This is a genomic window from Streptomyces sp. NPDC045022 (genome assembly GCF_056432605.1).
Genome location: NZ_JBWKIR010000010.1, coordinates 256,570 through 277,057 on the forward strand (window position 1 = coordinate 256,570; position 20,488 = coordinate 277,057).

General features: G+C 71.7%; 20 protein-coding genes. 10 read left to right on the forward strand and 10 right to left on the reverse strand.

Annotation, left to right across the window (positions count from 1 at the left end; genetic code table 11):
• The first annotated feature begins 101 nt into the window (after nucleotides 1-101).
• The 3 genes from AC07C1_RS20380 to AC07C1_RS20390 all read left to right on the forward strand — a co-directional run bounded on the left by AC07C1_RS20380 (nucleotide 102) and on the right by AC07C1_RS20390 (nucleotide 3,208).
• On the forward strand, nucleotides 102-1,700 hold the full coding sequence (locus AC07C1_RS20380) for an ABC-F family ATP-binding cassette domain-containing protein (RefSeq protein WP_478940787.1): 1,599 nt from the start codon (nucleotides 102-104) through the stop codon (nucleotides 1,698-1,700).
• 336 nt (nucleotides 1,701-2,036) lie between these two features.
• Nucleotides 2,037-2,258 (forward strand): helix-turn-helix domain-containing protein, encoded by a 222-nt coding sequence (locus AC07C1_RS20385; protein ID WP_004002281.1) that lies wholly within the window; start codon nucleotides 2,037-2,039, stop codon nucleotides 2,256-2,258.
• Nucleotides 2,259-2,404: 146 nt separating this feature from the next.
• Complete coding sequence (locus AC07C1_RS20390; protein WP_478940789.1) at nucleotides 2,405-3,208, forward strand: enoyl-CoA hydratase/isomerase family protein; 804 nt, start codon at nucleotides 2,405-2,407, stop codon at nucleotides 3,206-3,208.
• A 162-nt stretch (nucleotides 3,209-3,370) separates the two neighbouring features.
• Here the strand turns inward: AC07C1_RS20390 and AC07C1_RS20395 are convergent, their stop codons facing one another.
• The 5 genes from AC07C1_RS20395 to AC07C1_RS20415 all read right to left on the reverse strand — a co-directional run bounded on the left by AC07C1_RS20395 (nucleotide 3,371) and on the right by AC07C1_RS20415 (nucleotide 8,201).
• Nucleotides 3,371-4,126: an SDR family oxidoreductase gene (locus AC07C1_RS20395; RefSeq protein ID WP_478940791.1), complete on the reverse strand. Its 756-nt coding sequence runs from the start codon at nucleotides 4,124-4,126 to the stop codon at nucleotides 3,371-3,373.
• A gap of 5 nt (nucleotides 4,127-4,131) precedes the next feature.
• On the reverse strand, nucleotides 4,132-5,916 hold the full coding sequence (locus AC07C1_RS20400) for a glycoside hydrolase family 15 protein (RefSeq protein WP_478940793.1): 1,785 nt from the start codon (nucleotides 5,914-5,916) through the stop codon (nucleotides 4,132-4,134).
• A gap of 90 nt (nucleotides 5,917-6,006) precedes the next feature.
• Nucleotides 6,007-6,804 carry an SURF1 family cytochrome oxidase biogenesis protein gene (locus AC07C1_RS20405; RefSeq protein WP_478940795.1) on the reverse strand — a complete coding sequence of 266 codons (798 nt, stop codon included), beginning with the start codon at nucleotides 6,802-6,804 and terminating at the stop codon, nucleotides 6,007-6,009.
• Between the two features lie 49 nt (nucleotides 6,805-6,853).
• On the reverse strand, nucleotides 6,854-7,087 hold the full coding sequence (locus AC07C1_RS20410; protein ID WP_190018425.1) for a hypothetical protein: 234 nt from the start codon (nucleotides 7,085-7,087) through the stop codon (nucleotides 6,854-6,856).
• 130 nt (nucleotides 7,088-7,217) lie between these two features.
• Nucleotides 7,218-8,201, reverse strand: a complete 984-nt coding sequence (locus AC07C1_RS20415) for a DEDDh family exonuclease (RefSeq protein ID WP_478940797.1) — start codon at nucleotides 8,199-8,201, stop codon at nucleotides 7,218-7,220.
• Nucleotides 8,202-8,473: 272 nt separating this feature from the next.
• Between AC07C1_RS20415 and AC07C1_RS20420 the strand changes: the two genes are divergently transcribed.
• From AC07C1_RS20420 to AC07C1_RS20430, 3 genes are all read left to right on the forward strand, one after another.
• Nucleotides 8,474-8,638: a hypothetical protein gene (locus AC07C1_RS20420; protein ID WP_478940798.1), complete on the forward strand. Its 165-nt coding sequence runs from the start codon at nucleotides 8,474-8,476 to the stop codon at nucleotides 8,636-8,638.
• A 129-nt stretch (nucleotides 8,639-8,767) separates the two neighbouring features.
• The gene (locus tag AC07C1_RS20425; RefSeq protein WP_478940800.1) at nucleotides 8,768-9,478 is read left to right on the forward strand and encodes a VIT1/CCC1 transporter family protein; all 711 of its coding nucleotides are present in this window, start codon (nucleotides 8,768-8,770) and stop codon (nucleotides 9,476-9,478) included.
• 113 nt (nucleotides 9,479-9,591) lie between these two features.
• Entirely contained in the window at nucleotides 9,592-10,641 is a 1,050-nt protein-coding gene (locus AC07C1_RS20430) for a zinc-dependent alcohol dehydrogenase family protein (RefSeq protein ID WP_478940801.1), read from the forward strand.
• Nucleotides 10,642-10,887: 246 nt separating this feature from the next.
• Here AC07C1_RS20430 and AC07C1_RS20435 read toward each other — a convergent pair whose 3' ends face one another.
• From AC07C1_RS20435 to AC07C1_RS20445, 3 genes are all read right to left on the reverse strand, one after another.
• On the reverse strand, nucleotides 10,888-12,261 hold the full coding sequence (locus tag AC07C1_RS20435) for a CoA transferase (RefSeq protein WP_478940803.1): 1,374 nt from the start codon (nucleotides 12,259-12,261) through the stop codon (nucleotides 10,888-10,890).
• A 55-nt stretch (nucleotides 12,262-12,316) separates the two neighbouring features.
• Nucleotides 12,317-13,840, reverse strand: coding sequence for a S8 family peptidase (locus AC07C1_RS20440; RefSeq protein WP_478940805.1), 1,524 nt, complete (start codon nucleotides 13,838-13,840; stop codon nucleotides 12,317-12,319).
• Between the two features lie 78 nt (nucleotides 13,841-13,918).
• Nucleotides 13,919-15,445, reverse strand: coding sequence for a S8 family peptidase (locus AC07C1_RS20445; RefSeq protein ID WP_478940807.1), 1,527 nt, complete (start codon nucleotides 15,443-15,445; stop codon nucleotides 13,919-13,921).
• Nucleotides 15,446-15,732: 287 nt separating this feature from the next.
• Between AC07C1_RS20445 and AC07C1_RS20450 the strand changes: the two genes are divergently transcribed.
• The 3 genes from AC07C1_RS20450 (at nucleotide 15,733) to moaA (ending at nucleotide 18,873) form a co-directional block, all read left to right on the forward strand.
• Nucleotides 15,733-16,089, forward strand: a complete 357-nt coding sequence (locus AC07C1_RS20450; protein ID WP_478940809.1) for a DUF485 domain-containing protein — start codon at nucleotides 15,733-15,735, stop codon at nucleotides 16,087-16,089.
• A complete protein-coding gene (locus AC07C1_RS20455; RefSeq protein ID WP_478940811.1) occupies nucleotides 16,086-17,711 on the forward strand; it encodes a solute symporter family protein in 1,626 nt (541 codons plus the stop codon). The genes AC07C1_RS20450 and AC07C1_RS20455 overlap by 4 nt, the downstream gene beginning before the upstream one ends.
• Nucleotides 17,712-17,883: 172 nt before the next feature.
• The gene (moaA, locus tag AC07C1_RS20460; RefSeq protein WP_478940813.1) at nucleotides 17,884-18,873 is read left to right on the forward strand and encodes a GTP 3',8-cyclase MoaA; all 990 of its coding nucleotides are present in this window, start codon (nucleotides 17,884-17,886) and stop codon (nucleotides 18,871-18,873) included.
• On the opposite strand, the gene AC07C1_RS20465 is transcribed toward moaA, so the two are convergent.
• Both AC07C1_RS20465 and AC07C1_RS20470 read right to left on the reverse strand, forming a co-directional pair.
• Nucleotides 18,870-19,088: a hypothetical protein gene (locus AC07C1_RS20465; protein WP_478940815.1), complete on the reverse strand. Its 219-nt coding sequence runs from the start codon at nucleotides 19,086-19,088 to the stop codon at nucleotides 18,870-18,872. The genes moaA and AC07C1_RS20465 overlap by 4 nt on opposite strands.
• Nucleotides 19,089-19,349: 261 nt before the next feature.
• A complete protein-coding gene (locus AC07C1_RS20470) occupies nucleotides 19,350-19,760 on the reverse strand; it encodes a DUF3099 domain-containing protein (RefSeq protein WP_478940817.1) in 411 nt (136 codons plus the stop codon).
• Between the two features lie 245 nt (nucleotides 19,761-20,005).
• Between AC07C1_RS20470 and AC07C1_RS20475 the strand changes: the two genes are divergently transcribed.
• Nucleotides 20,006-20,287: a GlsB/YeaQ/YmgE family stress response membrane protein gene (locus AC07C1_RS20475; protein ID WP_478940819.1), complete on the forward strand. Its 282-nt coding sequence runs from the start codon at nucleotides 20,006-20,008 to the stop codon at nucleotides 20,285-20,287.
• The last annotated feature ends 201 nt before the right edge of the window (nucleotides 20,288-20,488 follow it).

Sequence of the window (20,488 nt, forward strand, 5' to 3'; positions counted from 1 at the left end):
CCCCGTTAGACTTGGCCCATGGCCATTCTCCTCGCGCATTAGACGGCGGGAACGTCCTCAGCCGCCCACCCGTCAATCCCTGTACGCCCTGGAGTCTGTCCGTGATCTCCGCCTCCGGTATCGAGCTGCGCGCCGGTGCGCGCGTCCTCATCGAGAACGCCACCTTCCGTGTCGCCAAGGGCGACCGCATCGGCCTCGTCGGCCGCAACGGCGCGGGCAAGACCACCCTCACCAAGTGCCTGGCCGGCGAAGGCATCCCGGCCGGCGGCACGATCACCCGCTCCGGCGAGGTCGGCTACCTCCCGCAGGACCCCCGCACCGGCGACCTGGACGTCCTCGCCCGCGACCGCATCCTCTCCGCGCGCGGCCTGGACATGCTGATCCGCAAGATGCGCGAGAACGAGGAGCGCATCGCCAGCGGCAAGGGCGCCACCCGCGAGAAGGCCCTCAAGCAGTACGAGCGCCACGAGACCGAGTTCCTCACCAAGGGCGGGTACGCCGCCGAGGCCGAGGCCGCCACCATCGCCGCCGCGCTCAACCTGCCCGACCGCGTGCTCGGCCAGCCCCTGCACACCCTCTCCGGTGGTCAGCGCCGCCGTGTCGAGCTGGCCCGCATCCTGTTCTCCGACGCCGACACGCTGCTCCTCGACGAGCCGACGAACCACCTCGACGCGGACTCGATCGTCTGGCTGCGGGACTACCTGAAGAGCTACCGCGGCGGCTTCATCGTGATCTCGCACGACGTCGACCTGGTCGACACGGTCGTCAACAAGGTGTTCTACCTGGACGCCAACCGCTCCCAGATCGACGTCTACAACATGGGCTGGAAGCTCTACCAGCAGCAGCGCGAGGCCGACGAGAAGCGCCGCAAGCGGGAGCGCGCCAACGCCGAGAAGAAGGCCGCCGCACTGCACTCGCAGGCCGACAAGATGCGGGCCAAGGCCACCAAGACGGTCGCCGCGCAGAACATGGCCCGCCGCGCGGACAAGCTGCTGGCCGGTCTGGAGGCGGTGCGCCAGTCCGACAAGGTCGCCAAGCTGCGCTTCCCCGAGCCCTCGCCCTGCGGCAAGACCCCGCTGATGGCCGAGGGCCTGTCGAAGTCGTACGGCTCGCTGGAGATCTTCACCGACGTCGACCTGGCCATCGACAAGGGTTCCCGGGTCGTCATCCTGGGCCTGAACGGCGCCGGCAAGACCACCCTGCTGCGGCTGCTGGGCGGGGTGGAGAAGCCCGACACCGGCAAGGTCATCGAGGGCCACGGCCTCAAGCTCGGCTACTACGCCCAGGAGCACGAGACCCTGGACCCCGACCGCACGGTCCTGGAGAACATGCGCTCGGCCGCCCCCGACATGGACCTGGTCGAGGTCCGCAAGGTGCTGGGCTCGTTCCTGTTCTCCGGCGACGACGTCGACAAGCCCGCCGGTGTCCTCTCCGGCGGCGAGAAGACCCGTCTCGCCCTGGCCACCCTGGTGGTCTCCTCGGCGAACGTCCTCCTCCTCGACGAGCCGACCAACAACCTCGACCCCGCGAGCCGCGAGGAGATCCTCGGCGCCCTGCGCACCTACCAGGGCGCGGTCGTCCTCGTCACCCACGACGAGGGCGCCGTCGAGGCGCTCCAGCCGGAGCGGATCATCCTGCTGCCGGACGGCGTCGAGGACCTGTGGGGCTCCGACTACGCGGATCTCGTCGCCCTGGCGTGATCGAAAGCCTGATCCACTGCGTATGGATCATTCGGCCGATCCGTGATCCATCATCTGTGTGAGATCTCCTCGTATCGAGGTGTGTCCTACACGGATTTTCCGGCCGATCCCCCAGCAGCCAAGGGATCGGCCGTTCCGCGTCCCTGACCTGGTGCTTCGCCGATCCACCCGTTCGGCCGTACGGATCCGACTCCCCTGGAATCTCCCGTTCCCCTTGTGGGGATGTGCTCCTGTCGTCACAACGATGTCTCACGGACCTTGCCGAATGGGTGGCCATCACGCCCCGGAGGGGTGATCATGAGGAGACCAGAGCGCACTTCCCATGAGGAGGCACGGGTGGCCGAGACTCTGAAGAAGGGCAGCCGGGTGACCGGCGCCGCGCGCGACAAGCTCGCGGCAGACCTGAAGAAGAAGTACGACTCCGGTGCGAGCATCCGGGCGCTGGCCGAGGAGACCGGCCGCTCGTATGGCTTCGTACACCGGATGCTCAGCGAGTCGGGCGTCACGCTACGTGGACGTGGCGGAGCGACCCGGGGCAAGAAGGCCGCATCGTCCTGATTCCGGGCGGCCCATCGGCTTCGATGGTGGCCACCCGGTCGGCGGACTGACCGGCCGGGTGGTTACTGTGCAGTCACTTACGCGTGCCCCCGCACGCGAGCGTGCCCACGGCACGTATGGCTGACCGCACTCATCGGAGGCGCCCCATGGCTTCGCCCGACCAGGACCTCGCTCCTGTACTCGACAAGGACGGCGTACGGCTCACCGTGGACGACGCGCTCGCCACGGTGACGCTGACCAACCCGGCCAAGCGCAACGCGCAGAGCCCCGCTCTGTGGCGGGCGCTCACCGAGGCCGGGCGGTTGTTGCCGGGCTCCGTCCGGGTCGTGGTGCTGCGCGGAGAGGGCACGTCCTTCTCCGCCGGACTGGACCGGCAGATGTTCACGCCGGAGGGGATCCCGGGCGAGCCGACCTTCACCGATCTCGCGCGCCGTGACGACGCCGGGCTCGACGCGACCATCGCCGAATTCCAGGAGGCGTTCACCTGGTGGCGGCGGAACGACATCGTGACCGTCGCCGCTGTACAGGGGTATGCCATCGGTGCCGGGTTCCAGCTGGCGCTCGCCTGCGACCTCAGGGTCGTCGCCGACGACGTGCGGTTCGCCATGCGCGAGACCAGCCTGGGCATCGTTCCCGACCTGACCGGCACGCATCCGCTGGTCGGCCTCGTCGGGTACGCCCGCGCGCTCGAGATCTGCGCGACCGGGCGGTTCGTCGGAGCCGAGGAGGCGGTGACCACCGGGCTGGCCAACCTCGCGGTGCCCCCGGCCGAACTCGACGCCGCCGCACGCGATCTGGCGGCGGCGCTGCTCGCCGCGCCGCGGGACGCGGTGGTGGAGACCAAGGCGTTGCTGCGGGGTGCCGTCGACCGTACGTACGACGACCAGCGTGCGGCGGAGCGGGCCGCTCAGGCCCGGCGCCTGCGGGATCTGGCCGGCGTGGGCGAATGAGCCCGGCGCCGGCAGGCCTCCGGCGCCGCTGCGACGGCGACACGGTCGGCCCACCGCCGTGATCACATGACGCCGGCGGCCGCCCGGACCCGCGGCCCGGGGCTCGCCGCGCCGAGATGAGGTTCGGGTCGGCGCGACCGCACGCCACCGCGGGTCCGCCCCTCAGAACCCGTGCCTCATCCCCCCGTCCACAGGCACCATGATCCCCGTCAGATAGGACGCGGCCGGGGACAACAGGAACGCCGCGACCCGTCCGAACTCCTCCGGCGTCCCGTACCGGCGCAACGGAATCCGTGACTCGTTGGCCGCCCGGGTGGCCTCCGGATCCGCGGACAACCCGTCCAGCTCGCGCACGCGATCCGTGTCGATGCGGGCCGGCAGCAGCCCCACGACCCGGATCCCGCGCGGCCCCAGCTCGTCCGCGATCGACTTGGCGAACCCGGCCAGGCCGGGCCGCAGCCCGTTGGAGACGGTCAGCCCCGGAATCGGCTCGTGCACCGACCCCGACAGCACGAACCCGATGACACCGCCCTCCTCCAACTCGGCCGCCGCCGCGCGGGCGAGCCGTACCGCGCCGAGGAACACCGACTCGAACGCGTCCCGCCACTGCTCGTCGGAGTTGTCGGCGACGAACCCCGGCGGCGGCCCGCCCACGCTCACCAGCACCCCGTGAAAGCCGCCGAAGTGCTCGCGGGCGGCCGCGATCAGCCGCTCGGCCGCCTGCGCGTGGGCGTTCTCCACGGCCACACCCACCGCGTTCGGGCCCAGTTCGGCGGCGGCGTCGGCGACCCGCTGCTCGTCCCGGCCGGTGATGACCACCTTCGCCCCGTCGGCGACGAGTTCCCGCGCGGCCGCGTTGCCCAGCCCGCGCGTCGCTCCGGTGACGACGTACACACGGTCCTTCAGTCCAAGATCCATGGCCCCTATCCTGCCTCGTCGTCCCCGAACAGGGTGAGGGCGGTGTTCACCAGGGCGATGTGGCTGAAGGCCTGCGGGTAGTTGCCGAGCTGGCAGCCCAGGTCCGGGTCGTACTCCTCTGCGAGCAGGCCCACGTCGTTGACGAGGCCCACCAGCCGTTCGAACAGCTTCCGGGCCTCGTCAGCGCGGCCCGTCACATGCAGGGCCTGCGCGAGCCAGAACGAGCAGGCCAGGAAGGCGCCCTCGCCGCCGGGCATCCCGTCCACGCCGACCGCGTCGGTGTCGTAGCGGCGCAGAAAACCGCCGTGGTCCAGGTCCTCGCGGATCGCGTCGACCGTGCCGACCACGCGCGGATCATCGGGCGGCAGGAAGCCGACGCGCGGGATCAGCAGCAGGGCGGCGTCCAGCTCACGCGAGCCGTAGTACTGGGTGAACGTGTTGCGCTTGGGATCGAAGCCCTTGTCGCACACCTCCCGGTGCACCTCGTCACGCATCACCCGCCAGCCGTCCAGATCGCCGTGCAGCTCCGGGTACTTCTCCAGCGTCCGTACGGCACGGTCGGCGGCCACCCACACCATGACCTTCGAGTGCACGAAGTGGCGGCGGCCGCCGCGTACCTCCCACAGACCCTCGTCGGGCTGCCGCCAGGCCGACTCCAGGAACTTCATCAGCGAGCGCTGCAGCGACCACATGTGCGGCTTGGTGGGCAGGCCGGCGGCGCGGGCCAGCGACAGCGAGTCCATGACCTCGCCGTACACGTCCAGCTGGAGCTGGTCGACCGCGCCGTTGCCGACCCGTACGGGAGCGGAGTCGGCGAAGCCGGGCAGCCAGGGCAGTTCCCATTCCGGCAGCCGCCGCTCACCCGCCACGCCGTACATGATCTGCAGGTCCGCCGGGTCGCCCGCGACCGCGCGCAGCAGCCAGTCGCGCCAGGCCTCGGCCTCGTCGTGATAGCCCGCGGCCAGCAGGGCGCCGAGGGTCAGGGTGGAGTCGCGCAGCCAGCAGTAGCGGTAGTCCCAGTTGCGTACACCTCCCGGTTCCTCGGGCAGCGAGCTGGTGGCCGCGGCGACGATCCCGCCGGTCGGGGCGTAGGTGAGCGCTTTGAGAGTGATCAGGGACCGTACGACGACGTCCCGGTACGGCCCGTCGTAGCGGCAGCGTGCCGCCCAGCGCCGCCAGTCGTGGACGCTGCTGCTCAGCGTCTCGTACGGGTCGAGGAGCGGTGGGCGCCGCTCGTGCGAGGGGTGCCAGGTGAGCACGAACGCCACCCGCTCGCCGTCGGCGACGGTGAACTCGGAGTGGGTGCCGTAGTCCTCGCCCCAGGTGCGTACGGCCGGCTCGGCGCGCAGCCACACCGAGTCCGGGCCCGCGATGGCCACCCGCTGGCCGTCGGAGCGGCGCACCCACGGCATGATCGAGCCGTAGTCGAAACGCAGGCGCAGTGTGCTGCGGACGGTGACCCGGCCACTGACCCCCTCGACGATGCGGACGACGTGGGGAGCGCGCTCCCGCTGCGGCATCAGGTCGGTGACGCGCACCGTGCCGTCGGCGGTCTCCCACTCGGTGTCCAGGACCAGGGTGTCGGACCGGTAGGCACGGCGGGTGCAGGTGTCCGCTCCCATGGGGGCGATCCGCCAGTGGCCGTGGTCCTCGTCACCCAGCATTCTGGCGAAGCAGGCGCCGGAGTCGAAGCGGGGCAGGCACAGCCAGTCGATCGAGCCGTCCTTGCCGACCAGGGCGGCGGTCTGCTCGTCGCCGATGAGGGCGTAGTCCTCGATGCGCGCGTTCACGGGATCCGGTTTCCCGGCGGGCCAGGGGGCCAATCCGGTGTGCGCCGGGGGAGTGACGGTGCTCGTGGGGAGCTTGTCGGCCCCGGGCGGTCACACGGTGACCGGTTCGCTCTCCTCCGGCTGCCGCTGTGCCGCGGCCTCCTCCCGGTCGCGGATCTCGCGCCGGACGAGGAACCACCAGCCGACCGGAACCGCCGCGGCGAACAGCCACCACTGGATCATGTACGCGTAGTTCAGCGGCGCGTCCTCGCTGCCCGGGTCGGAGATCTGCTCCGGGGAGCCGCCCTTGGGCGCGGGCGCCGTCTGCTCGACATAGCCGCCGAGTACCTGCGCGCCGAGCCGCCGCGCCTCCTCCGCGCTGTTGATCAGCATGATCTGCCGGTCCGGAAGACCCTTGACGTTCTTGATGCCGCTCGCCGCGGTCGTCTCGTCGGCCTTCAGCCGCCCGGTGATGGTGGTGCGGCCGGCCGGCGGGGCGGGGATCTCGGGGAAGGCGGTCTGCAGGCCGTTCGCGGGGACCCAGCCGCGGTTGACGAGGAGCACCTTGCCGTCCGTGAGGACGAACGGGGTGAGGACGTGGAAACCGACCTCGCCGTCGGAGTTGGTCCGGCGCCGGACCACGACCTCCTTGGCGGTGTCGAAGGTGCCGGTCGCGGTGACCGTGCGGTACTTCTCGGTGCGGGTCACCGGGTGCCCGGGAGAGGTCAGCCGTTCCACCGGGACCGGCTCGGCGTGCAGCGCGGTGGAGACCAGGTCGTTGCGGGCGGTGCGCTCGTGGTACCGGTGCTGCTGCCAGAAACCCAGCCTGATCATCGTCGGGATCAGCGCGATCGCGACGAGCGTGAGGATCACCCACTGGCGGGACAACAGGAAGCGGTAGCGGTGCACCCCACGACGGTACCTCCGAGCCGTGGGGTGCGATCACGCGGGTACCGGCTCACACCCGGTCCACGACCCCCGTCCTCCCCTCCGCCCGGGCGCAGTGCGCGCCGCAGTACCAATGGCCCTCCACCTCGACGCCCTGCCCGATGATCTGCACCCGGCAGTGCTCGCAGAGGGGGGCCATGCGATGGATCGCACAGGAGAAGCAGTCGAACACATGCACTGCACCCTGTGCGTGGACCTCGAAGGTCATTCCGTAGTCATTGCCGCAAACTTCGCATGTCGCCATGCGCCACAGGGTGGGTCGCCGACGGCGTGCGAGCGAGCGGCCGCCGGGTGAGTCGTACGCCAATCACCCATTCGTACGATTACCTGCCGGTTTGACGGCGGGTGCCCGTTCGGCGCCGGGTCTCCTGCGGTCACTCGTCGGCGGGCTCCACGTCCCCGAGCAGCTGCCCGAAGGCCGCCTCGTCCACGACCGGCGTGCCGAACTGCCGGGCTTTGACCGTTTTGGACGTGCCCGAGTCGGGGTCGTTGGTCACCAGCAGGCTGGTCAGCCGGGAGATGCCGGAGGCCACGTGCAGCCCGGCCTCGGTCGCCCGGTCCTCCAGCAGCTCCCGTTCCGTGGAGGTGTCGCCGGAGAACGCCACCCGCATGCCCTGCTTGAGGCGTTTGCCGTCTTCGTACCGGCCGGGGTTGGGGTAGGGGCAGGCGGGCCGCTTCCGGGAGGCGCGCCAAGTGCCGGGCCGGTAGTTGCCGTAGCCGCCGGACGACTGCCGGGGCACGGGCCGGTCCGACCACTCCGTCAGCGGCCGGCACTCCAGCAGGGGCAGCCGTACGCCGCCCGCCGCCGCCGCGCGCAGACTGGGCCGGAACGCCTCCGCCAGCACGCGCGCGTCGTCCAGCGCGTGGTGCGCCCGCTGCTGTACGACCCCGAAGTGGGCCGCCAGCGACTCCAGTTTGAAGTTGGGCAGCGGCAGGCCCAGCTCCTTCGACAGCGCGATGGTGCACAGCCGCTGCCGCACCGGGGCCTCGCTGCGGACGCGCGCGTACTCCCGCGCGATCATCTGCCAGTCGAAGACCGCGTTGTGCGCGACGAGCACCCGGCCGTCCAGCCGGGTGGCGAACTCCTCGGCCACGTCCGCGAACAGCGGCGCCCCTTCGAGCGCCTCGCTCGTCAGACCGTGTATCCACACGGGTCCCGGATCGCGCTCCGGGTTGACCAGCGTGTACCAGTGGTCCTCGACCTCGCCGCGCGCGTCCAGCCGGTAGACGGCCGCCGAGATGATCCTGTCGTCCCGGGCCAGGCCGGTGGTCTCCACGTCAACGACCGCGTATCCCTGGGGATACGCGGCCGGCCACTGGGTGGGGGAGGACACTGCGGTCGCACGGTCTTCGAGCATGGTCACTGAGGATACGGGTCACGACTGACAGCGCTGTCCCTCAGGTGCCGGCCGGGGGCCCGCGGGCCCGTCCCGCGGCTCGGCCGTCGCACACGCGTGCGCGCGCCCGCGCGCACGGTCGAAACTGTACGCGCGCGTACGGCGCATCCATGACCGCCTGGCCGCGGGGAGCGGTGAAGTCGCGTACGGCCGCAGAAGGGACACCCCGGGCTCCGCGCCTGTGCCATGCCGGCCTGCGCGTCGCAGAGTGAGCGAGGGGGAGGCGGCCGGAGGTGGGGGAGAGCCGACAGGCGCTGATCATCGCCGTATCGAAGTACGAACTCTCCGACCGGTTCGATGACTTGACGGACACGGTGGGGCATGACATCGAGCTGATGACCGGCGCCCTGGCCGCTTCGGGATACAGCGTCAACTCATCGGGGACACCGCGGCGGTGACGATCCGTCCGGCCAGGGGCAAGGGGCTGGTCGGCATCCCGGCCCGCGAGGTCCGGTCGGTCACGCCGGCGGCCCGCTGCTGACGAGTCGGAGCGCTGATCCGTAGGCCCGCGGTGTCATATTCCGGGTGTGACCGAACCGATCCACGACGAGCCCCACAGCGGCGCGCTCGGCTCGCGGCTGAACTGGCTGCGGGCCGCCGTGCTGGGCGCGAACGACGGCATCGTCTCCACCGCGGGACTCGTCGTCGGCGTGGCCGGCGCGACCGAGAGCCGGGCCGCCCTGCTCACCGCCGGACTGGCCGGCCTGCTCGCCGGGTCGATGTCCATGGCGGCCGGTGAGTACGTCTCCGTCTCCACCCAGCGTGACTCCGAGATGGCCGCGCTGGCCGTGGAGAAACGGGAGTTGAGGGAACAACCGGAGGCCGAACTGGAGGAGCTGACCGAGCTGCTGGAGGAGCGCGGCCTGTCCCGGGAGGTCGCCCGCGAGGCCGCCGAGCAGCTCACCGCGCGGGACGCGCTCCGGGCCCACGCGCGCGTGGAGCTGGGCATCGACCCGGACGAGCTGACCAACCCCTGGCACGCGGCTCGCGCGAGCTTCCTGGCGTTCACCGTCGGCGCGCTGCTGCCCCTGCTGGCCATCGTCCTGCCCCCGGCCGCCTGGCGGCTCGCCGTCACCGTGCTCTCCGTCCTGGCCGCCCTCGTCGTCACCGGCTGGAGCAGCGCCCGCCTCGGCGCGGCGAACCCGAAACGGGCGGTCCTGCGCAACGCGGCGGGCGGGGCGCTGGCGATGGGGGTCACCTACGCGGCGGGCAGCCTGCTGGGGGCGGCCGGGATCTGACCGGCGGGCGCGCACCCTGGGCGCCGGCCCGCCGCGGCCACGGCGTACCGTGAAGCGCGCTCGACCACCCCCCGAGCACACGCACGACACCCCGCACGAGAAGGACCCTCGCCATGCGCGCCACCACCATCCACGCCCCGTACGACATGCGTGTGGAGGACGTCCCCGAGCCCATCGTGCAGCTGCCCACCGACGCCGTGGTGCGGGTGCTGCGCGCCTGTATCTGCGGCAGCGACCTGTGGGCGTACCGCGGTGAGGCGGCCCGCCAGCCGGGGCAGCGCATCGGGCACGAGTTCCTCGGTGTCGTCGAGGAGGCCGGCTCCGGGGTGAGCACCGTCAAGCGCGGCGACCTGGTGGTCGCGCCCTTCATGTGGTCCGACGGTGTCTGCGACTACTGCCGCGAGGGCCTGACGACGTCCTGCGAGCACGGCGGATTCTGGGGTTCCGTCGGCTACGACGGCGGCCAGGGCGAGGCCGTGCGCGTGCCGTTCGCCGACGGCACACTGGTCCGGCTGCCCAAGGAAGCGGCCGGCGACGACCACCTGCTGTCCGCCCTGCTGACCCTGTCCGACGTCCTCGGCACCGGGCACCACGCGGCCCTCGGCGCGGGTGCCCGTCCCGGTGCCACGGTCGCCGTGGTCGGTGACGGCGCGGTCGGCCTGTGCGCGGTGCTGGCCGCCAAGCGGCTGGGCGCCGAGCGGATCATCGCGCTGGGCCGGCACGAGGTCCGTACCGACATCGCGCGCCGGTTCGGGGCCACCGACGTGGTCGCCGAGCGCGGCGACGCGGCCGTCGAGGCAGTCCGGGAACTCACCCGCGGCCAGGGCGCGCACGCCGTCGTCGAGGCGGTCGGCACCGAGCAGTCCATGCGGACGGCCGTCGGCGTCACCCGGGACGGCGGCGCGATCGGCTTCGTGGGAGTGCCCCACGGCAGCGGCACCGGCCTCGACCTCAGTGTCATGTTCGACCGGAACATCGCCCTGCGCGGCGGTGTCGCTCCGGTCCGCGCCTACATCCCCGACCTGCTGCCCGACGTCCTCGACGGCACGATCGACCCCTCGCCGGTGTTCGACATGACCGTCGGCATGGAGGGCGTGCCGGACGGCTACAAGGCGATGGACGAGCGCACCGCCCTGAAGGTGCTCGTCACCAACGACCGGTGACCGGCCGGCACCGGCGGATCGGCAGCGGCACAGGCGTGCGCGGACCGGTGACCGCGACCACCGCGCCCAGGGCGCTCACCTCGGCCCGCGCGGGCGCGTAAGCGGCCGGCGGATCGCCCCGCGCGGCTCGGCCGGACCCGCCGCCACCGGGCGAGCAGGGTGACGGCGGTGGGCAGGACCACCTTGGCCGGCAGGGCACGCCCGTACGCCGTCGCCGTCGCACGATTCCGGCCGCCCGCGCACCCATCACCAGGCGGCCGGGTCCGAACCCCAGGGCACCGGAGGCCGTGCCCAGCCGGCCGGGCCGCCCGCGAAGGACACGGGCGGCAGGGCGTGCCGCAGCCGGCCGAGGGGGCTGTCCGTCTCGGCCAGCCAGGCGTCCGGGCCCTCGTACGGCGCCCCCGCGGCCGGGGCCGGCCGGAGCCCGTCCGTCAGCCAGTGGGCGGTCCGGGCGAGCGCCAGTCGTACGCACCGGCCGGATCCGTCGTACGACTGCTCGGTCAGCGCCCGCAGGACGGCCGCCGCCAGCAGATAGCCGGTGCCGTGGTCCAGGGCCTGCGCGGGCAGCGCGCCCGGTTTCCCGGCCGAGCCCTCGGTCACCGCGATGCCGGTCGCGACCTGCACCAGGCTGTCGAAGCCGCGCCGCCCGCCCCAGGGCCCGTACGCGCCCCATGCGGATACCTGCGCCACGACCAGGCCCGGCCGCCGCGCGGCCAGTGCCTCCGGGGAGAGGCCGAACCGGTCGAGGGCGCCTGGCCGGTAACCGGTGACCACGACGTCCGCCGAGGCGAGCAACTCATCGAACCTGTCCTGGTCGCCGGCGAGATCGAGGGTCGCCGACCGCTTTCCGAAGCCCGTGTCGGCGTGCTGGTCCGGAAGTTCGGGCAGCCACGGCGCGTCCAGGCGCAGCACGTCCGCGCCGAGCAGGGCGAGGGTGCGCGTGGCGACCGGGCCGGCCAGGACCCGGGTCAGGTCGAGGACGCGCAGCCCGGCGGCGGGCAGCAGGGCAGTGGTGGCGCAGGCCGGCGGCGGAAGCACGCGCGCGCGGGCCGTGTCCAGCCGCTCGTGCTCGACCAGCGGCCGGGCGGCCACCGCGGCCGCCTGCTCGTGCGCCTGCCATTCCTTCGGGGTGCGCAGGGCCACGGCCAGGCCGCCGGCGCCGTAGACGGTCTCCTCCACCTCCAGGGCGGGCAGTTCGGCGAGGCGCGCGGCCACCTCCTCGACGGAGGCGCTCTCCGGCAGGCCCAGCGCGCCGAGCAACCGGGCCCGGTGGTGCGGGTAGTTGGCGTGGGTGCGCACCCAGCCGTCGGCCGTGCGCCAGAACCGTGACAGCGGCGCGAAGGCGACCGGCGCGCGCCCGCCGACCTGGAGGAGGCGCTCGCTGTGGAAGGCGGCCGCGACCGCGCCGTCGTCGACCCGGACGCCGGGGATCTCGGCGAGCCCGGCCCGGCGGGCGCCAAGCTCCGCGGCGGCCAGCGCACACGCGCCGACGCACGCGCGGGCGAGCTGCCGTACGGGAAGGCGCGCGTCGAGCGCGCCTTCCCGTGAAACGGTGGTGAGCCGTGCGAGACGGGCGGGGTCGCCACCCAGAGCGGACCACGCGAACTTGATACCAGTCATGACTGCACTATGCAGTATTGATTGAGTCAATATGCTGGCGAGGCCCGACGCTGGACTACTTGGTCACCGCGGCCAGTGCGTCCGCAGTGCCCCAGCCGTAGAAGCCGTTGTAGTTCTTCGACCCCTCGCACACGGCGTCGACCTTGCCGTCACCGTTGATGTCGTACGGGTCCGTGCATGGCGTGGCGTTGGCCTCCGCATACAGCAGGGCCTTCACCAGGGCCGCGGGGGCGTGCGGATGGGTTGACTTGATCAATGCGGCAACGCCGACGACATGCGGGGTCGCCATCGACGTCCCCGCCATGTAGCCCCATTTACCGCCCGGCAGCGGGCCCAGGATGAGACCGCTGGTCGCCGGGGGCTGCGGCTTCTGGTAGGCCGTCGAGTCACCACCGGGCGCGGCGATGTCGATCACGCCGAGGCCGTAGTTGGAGAAGGACGACTTCAGGCCCTTCGCGCCGGTCGCCGCGACCGTCACCACGCCCGGCAGCTGGGTCGGTATGTCGTAGCACTCGTGCGGGTCGATCACCCGGTCCGACGGGGTGCCGTCGTTCGGGGAGACCGGGTCGGTGATCGAGTCGGACGCGAGGTCGTAGCTCTCGTTGCCCGCCGCCGCGACGTTGACCGTGCCCTTCTGCTCCGCGTACCGCGAGGCCCGGGTGATGGCGTCCACGAGCGCCTTCTGGTCCGGGTCGGTGGCGCAGTTGAAGTACCACGGGTCGGTGTAATAGCTGTTGTTGGTCACGTCGACGTGGTGCTCGGCCGCCCACACGAAGCCGCAGACCACGGCCTCCGTGTAGAAGTACCCGTTCGGGTTGGCGACCTTGATGCCCGCCACCTTGACGCCCGGCGCCACACCCGTGACACCGACACCGTTCTTCGCGGCGGCGATCTCACCCGCCACGTGTGTGCCGTGCGGGCTCTCCGACGCGCTCGGCCGCCAGGCGCCGTCCGTCGTGTCCGGCTTGCCCGACACGCAGTTGGCGGACGCGTCACGGTCGAAGTTGGGCGCGATGTCCGGGTGGGTGTCGTCGACGCCCGTGTCGATGACGGCGACCGTCACGTCCCGGCTGCCCAGCGTCTTCTCGTGCGCCTTGTCCGCCTTGATGGCCGGCAGGTCCCACTGGAGCGGCTCCAGCGGGTCCTGGCCGTCGGCCGCCCGGGTGCCGGCCTCGGCGACCTCCTCGGCGCTCAGCGCCTTCGGCGTGCCGACGTCGGTGGTGGACTGGGCGGGCAGCGGCGCGTTGCGCGTGGCACCCGCCGAGTCGACCCCGCGCACCGTGCGGATCTCCTCGGCGAAGCCGGGGTTGGCCGAGTGGACGACGATCACGCCGATCCGGTCGTACGCGATCACCACCGAACCCCCGGCCTCGGTGATCGCCTTCTGGACGTGCGCCGAAAGGCCGTGGCCCGGGTGGACGTTGACGACGTAGCTGAGCGCGGGCCCGTCGGCGGTGGCCGCCGGAGCGTTGCCGGCGGCGGAGGCGGTCACGTCGGGCAGGAAGGCGAGGGCCGTCGCCAGGGCCATCCCGGCGGGGATCGCGAGGGCGCGGCGGTAGCGCGGCTTGGGCGCTGTCATGGGTCGGTTCTCTCCAGTTCGTTCGGGGTACGAGCGGGCCGTGCGGGAAGTCCTCGGGGCGTGCCGTTCGCTTGACCGCTACTCGACCGCGCGCAGTGCGTTGACGATGCCGGAGCCGTAGAAGCCGTTGACGCGCTCGCCCCCGGCACAGGTGGCGTCCACGACCCCGTCGCCGTCACCGTCGTAGGGGCCGCTCGGGCAGCCGGGGTTGTCCGCCTGGGCCTTCAGCAGGGCCTGCAACCGGGCGGGGGTGGCGTGCGGGTGGGCCGACTTCAGCAGCGCGGCCACCGCGGCCACGTGCGGGGAGGCCATCGACGTGCCCTGCAGGAAGCCGTACTGCCCGTTCGGCAGCGTGGACAGGATGCGGCCGTTCTTCGACGGCGTGTCCGGGATCTGGTACTTGTCGCCGCCCGGCCCGGCCACGTCGACGACCCCCTGGCCATAGCTGGAGTAGTACGACTTCGCGCCCTTCACGCCCACCGCGCTCACGGTCACCACACCGGGCAGCTGGGTCGGTACGTCGAAGCACGTGTGCGGGTCGACCGTCCGGGTCCCGGCCGTGGAGTCGTCAGGGCTGGAGTCGTCCACGATCGCCCGCGCGTCCAGGTCGTCGTTGGAGTTGCCCGCCGAGGCCACATTGAGCGTGCCCTTGCGCTGAGCGTAGAGCTGGGCCCTGTTGACCGCGTCAACGATGGCACGTTGATCCGGGTCGTCCATGCAGTTGTACAGCCACGGGTCCACGTAATAGCTGTTGTTGGTTATCTCGATGCCGTGGTCCGCGGCGAACACGAAGGCGCAGACCACGCTCTCCGGGTAGAACAGCGAGCCGGCGTCCGGCTGGGCCACCGTGATGCTCGCGACCTTCACACCGGGCGCCACACCGGACACGCCTATGCCGTTGCGGGCCGCCGCTATCTCACCGGCCACATGGGTGCCGTGGTAGTGGTCGGCGTCCACCGGCCGCCACGCGCCGTACGTCGTGTCCGCCTTGCCGCTCACGCAGTTCGCCGACTGGGAGGCGGAGAAGTTCGGCGCGATGTCCGGATGGGTGTCGTCGACGCCCGTGTCGATCACGCCGACGGTCACGCTCCTGCTGCCCGGGTCGATCCGCGCGGCCTTGTCGGCGCCGATCGCCCGCAGGTCCCACTGGTCCGCCTCCAGCGGCTCCTCACCCGCCGCCGCTCCCTGGGCGAGCTTCGCGGCGTCCGCCCTGGACAGGACCTGCACCGCGCCCTCGTCCGTCGTCCCCGCCGCGCTCAACGGCGCCGTACGCGTGGCACCCGCCGACTCCACCCCGCGCACCGCGCGCATCCGCGGCCCGAAGTCCGGGTTCGCGGAGTGGACGACGATCACCCCGATCCGGTCGTAACCGGCCACCACGGTGCCGTCGTTGCGCGCGATCTCCCGCCGCACGGACTCGATCGTGTGATGGTCCGCGCGGGTGTTGACCACGTACGTGAGATTCGGGCCGTCCGTCGCCCGCGCCGCCGTGGTCCCGGTGGGCGCGGCGGAGGCCGCCGTCGGCAGGAAACCGAGCGAGGCGGTCAGCGACAGCACGACCGGCACGGCCAGCGCGAGCCGGCGTCTGGAGCGCAGATGAACCATGGGATCTCCACATCATCCGGATACGAGAACCGCCCGGGACACAGGTGCTGCTCGGGCAGGTACATGACGGGTGGTGCAGGGCGAAGCTATCTTCCGCGCCCGGTCTCCGAAAGAGCCCGACGGACTTGAACCGCTCCGCGCGTGGCGCCGTGACCGTGGACAGGGGGCCCAGCAGGATCGTGGCCTCCCCCGGAATCACAGCCGGGAGCCGGGCCCCTGACTCCCGGTCAGTGTTCTCCGGCCCCCGAGGTCAGAAAACGCGCATGTCCGTCACACGAGGAGACTCCGTGGCCACCGAGACACCGCCCCCCGCCACACCGGGGCCCCCACTTCCCTCCACCGAGGAGTTCACCCAGGTGCACCAGAGCGCGGAGTTCGGCGAACTGCGCCGCGCCCACCGCTCCTTCGCCTTCCCGCTGACCATCGCCTTCATCGCCTGGTATCTGCTGTACGTCCTGCTGTCCAACTACGCGGGCGGCTTCATGGGCACCAAGGTGGCTGGCAACATCAACGTGGCCCTCGTCCTGGGCCTCGCCCAGTTCCTCACCACCTTCCTCATCGCCTGGTGGTACGCGCGGCACGCCGCCGCCAGGCTCGACCCCAGGGCCGAGTCCATCAAGTCCCGGATGGAGGGCGGCGCATGACCCCCGCGGCGCACACCCTGCTGGCCGCCGGCGAGGCGAGCGAGCACCGGACGCTGATCATCACCCTGTTCGCGGTGTTCGTCGCCGCGACCCTCGTCATCACGGTCTGGGCGGGCCGCCAGACCAAGGGCGCCGCCGACTTCTACGCCGGCGGCCGGCAGTTCACCGGCTTCCAGAACGGCCTCGCCGTCTCCGGTGACTACATGTCCGCCGCGTCCTTCCTCGGTATCGCCGGCGCCATCGCCCTCTTCGGCTACGACGGCTTCCTGTACTCCATCGGATTCCTGGTCGCCTGGCTGGTCGCCCTGCTCCTGGTCGCCGAGCCGCTGCGCAACTCCGGCCGCTACACGATGGGCGACGTGCTGGCCTACCGGATGCGCCAGCGTCCCGTCCGCACGGCCGCCGGCACCTCCACGATCGTCGTCTCGATCTTCTACCTGCTTGCCCAGATGGCCGGCGCCGGCGTCCTCGTCTCGCTGCTGCTGGGCATCACCAGCGACGGCGGCAAAATCGGCATCGTCGCCCTGGTCGGCGTCCTGATGATCGTGTACGTCACCATCGGCGGCATGAAGGGCACCACCTGGGTCCAGATGGTCAAGGCGGTGCTGCTGATCATCGGCGCCCTGCTGCTGACCTTCCTGGTCCTGCTCAAGTTCCACTTCAACATCTCGGACCTGCTGGGCAAGGCCGCCGACAACAGCGGCAAGGGCTCGGCGTTCCTGGAGCCCGGCCTGAAGTACGGCGCCACCGGCACCACCAAGCTGGACTTCATCTCGCTCGGCATCGCCCTGGTCCTCGGCACCGCGGGCCTGCCGCACATCCTCATCCGCTTCTACACCGTTCCCACCGCCAAGGCCGCCCGCAAGTCCGTGATCTGGGCCATCGGCCTGATCGGCGCCTTCTACCTGATGACCCTCGCCCTCGGCTTCGGCGCGGCCGCGCTGATCAGACCGGACGAGATCATCACGTCCAACAAGGCGGGCAACACAGCCGCCCCGCTCCTCGCCCTGCACCTGGGCGGGGTGGACTCCAACTGGGGCGCGGTCCTGCTCGCCACCATCTCGGCGGTCGCCTTCGCCACCATCCTCGCGGTCGTCGCCGGCCTCACCCTGGCCTCGTCCTCCTCCTTCGCCCACGACATCTACGCGAACGTCATCAGGAAGGGACAGGCGACCGAGAAGCAGGAGATCGGCGCCGCCCGCTGGGCCACCGTCGGCATCGGCGCGGTCTCGATCCTCCTCGGTGCCCTCGCCCGCGACCTGAACGTGGCGGGCCTGGTCGCCCTCGCCTTCGCCGTAGCGGCCTCCGCCAACCTGCCGACCATCCTCTACAGCCTGTTCTGGAAGCGGTTCACCACCTCGGGCGCCCTGTGGTCGATCTACGGCGGCCTGGTCACCGCCGTCGGCCTCGTGCTGTTCTCGCCGGTGGTGTCGGGCAAACCGACCTCGATGTTCCCCGACGTCGACTTCCACTGGTTCCCGTTGGAGAACCCCGGGATCATCTCCATCCCGGTCGGCTTCCTGCTGGGCGCCGTGGGCACCCTGCTGTCGAAGGAGATCCCGGACGCGGGCAAGTACGCCGAACTGGAGGTGCGGTCCCTGACCGGCACCGGAGCGCACTGAGCTTCGTACGGACGGCCGCGTCGTACAGGACTGTACGGTCCTACGACGCGGCCGCGTCGTACCTCGTGGGGATCGGGCCGCTGTCGATGTCACCGGTGTCACGTAGGCTCGCAGGTGACGGACGACTCACGGGTGACCGAAAATGAGGGATCGGAAGAGGGAGGGGGCCCACGTGCTCATCGACACCTACGGCCGGGTGGCCACCGACCTGAGGGTCTCGCTGACCGACCGGTGCAACCTGCGCTGCACCTACTGCATGCCCGAGGAAGGCCTGCAGTGGCTGGCCAAGCCCGACCTGCTCACGGACGACGAGATCGTCCGGCTCATCGACATCGCGGTCCGCACGCTCGGCATCGAGGAGGTCCGCTTCACCGGCGGCGAGCCCCTGCTGCGCCCGGGCCTGGTCGGCATCGTCGAGCGCGTCGCGGCCCTCGCGCCCCGCCCCCAGATGTCCCTCACGACGAACGGCATCGGCCTCAGGCGCACCGCGACCGCCCTGAAGGCGGCGGGCCTGGACCGGGTCAACGTCTCCCTCGACACCCTCCGCCCGGACGTCTTCAAGACCCTCACCCGCCGGGACCGGCACAAGGACGTCCTCGAAGGCCTCCAAGCCGCCCGCGAGGTCGGCCTCACCCCGGTGAAGGTCAACTCGGTCCTGATGCCGGGCCTGAACGACGACGAGGCCCCCGACCTGCTGGCCTGGGCCGTCGAGCACGCCTACGAACTGCGGTTCATCGAGCAGATGCCGCTGGACGCCCAGCACGGCTGGAAGCGCGAGGGCATGGTCACCGCCGGGGACATCCTCGCCTCCCTGCGCACCCGCTTCGACCTCTCCCCCGAGGGGGCGGACGAGCGCGGCTCGGCACCGGCGGAGCGCTGGCTGGTCGACGGCGGCCCGCACCGGGTCGGCGTGATCGCCTCGGTCACCCGCCCGTTCTGCGCGGCGTGCGACCGCACCCGCCTGACCGCCGACGGCCAGATACGGACCTGCCTGTTCGCCACCGAGGAGACCGACCTCCGCGCCGCGCTGCGCTCCGGCGCCCCCGACGAGGAGATCGCCCGGATCTGGAAGCTGGCGATGTGGGGGAAGAAGGCGGGAGCGGGCCTGGACGACCCGTCGTTCGTGCAGCCGGACCGGCCGATGTCCGCGATCGGCGGCTAGGGCACCTCGGGCGCCTGCCAGTCCGCGAACCTCACCACGTCCTTCAGAAACCCCCGCACCCCGAGGAACTGCGACAGATGCTCGCGGTGCTCCTCGCACGCGAGCCACGTCTTGCGCCGCTCCGGCGTGTGGATCTTCGGGTTGTTCCAGGCCAGCACCCACACGGCGGCGGCGCGGCAGCCCTTGGCGGAGCAGATCGGGGTCTCGTCACTCACGGATTCGTCTCGGGTTCGTCTCACGAAAACAGGCGGAAACAAGGCGACGCCGAGCAGCCACGGGGGGAGCTGCCCGGCGTCGGTCCGTCGCTCCGACGGGGGATGCGGAGCGCGTACGCAGTATGTCACGGGACACCCGTCACCCGGCACCGGAACTGCACGATTGATCTGAGCTTTTCTTGAGCTTGACGCGTGACCGCGGTCCGCTTCCACTGCTTCGGCCCTGGTCACGCTCATCGACCCCGCCGCACGTCACCCCGGTCACGCCGGGGCGGACGGCTTACCGGGCACACCCGCCGCCGGGTTCGTCGGCACGTCCTGCGGCACGTCCTCCGACCCGGGCTCCGCCCGTTCGTCCTCGGCCCGCAGCGGCGGCGCGATCACCGGACGCGTCGGCGTGGTGACGAACGTCGAGGGAAGGGACGGCGGCCGCTCCCGGCCCGCGTTCGCGATCACCACGGCGATGTAGGGCAGCACCGCACCGGCCACCAGGGCCACGATGGCGACGTGCCGTTCGACGTTCCACAGCGTCGCCGCGAGAATCACGGACACGGTGCGAATCGACATCGAGATGACGTACCGCCGCTGCCGGCCCCGTACATCCTCGGCGAGGCCCGTCCGGGCCCCGGTGATCCGGAACACCTGGACGCTGCCCCCGTGCTGTTTCCGCATCACTTTCCACCATCCGCCCGCATCGGACTCTCCCTCGGCCCGCACCGTCGTCCGCACCCGGCGGACAACCGGGCCGGGGCACCTCCCACGGTACGCCGGGCCCGCGCCACCCACGAGACCGGGTCGCCCGCCGCCTGGGGCAACGCCGAGGCGCTGCCACGCCCGGGGGAACCTGACATGCGCCGGAGGGCGACCGGAACCACACTTGCCGTAATGCTCACGTCGAGCCGTACGAGGAGGCAGCCATGGGCTGGTTGTGGGCGATCATCGTGGGATTCGTGCTGGGCCTGATCGCCAAGGCGGTCATCCCGGGCAAGCAGCACAGCCCCTTGTGGCTGACCACCATCGGCGGCATCCTCGGCGCCATCGTGGGCAACGCCGTCGCCCGCGCCGTCGGCGTCGAGGCGACCCCTGGCATCGACTGGAGCCGGCACATCTTCCAGCTCGTGGCCGCGATCATCATCGTGGCCGCCGTCGACGCCCTCTACATGGCGACGCTGGGCAAGAGAAAGCACCAGCGGGTCTGAGCCGGAACGCCCTCCGAAGGGGGCGCGGGGCACTGCGCGACACACCACGACGAAGCCGCAGCCGGCAGATCACCCGCGCCCCACGGCGCTACGCGGAAACAACCCCGCTACGCGGAAACAACCCCGCTACGCGGAAACAACCCCGCTACGCGGAAACAACCCCGCTACGCGGAAACAACCCCGCTACGCGGAAACAACCCC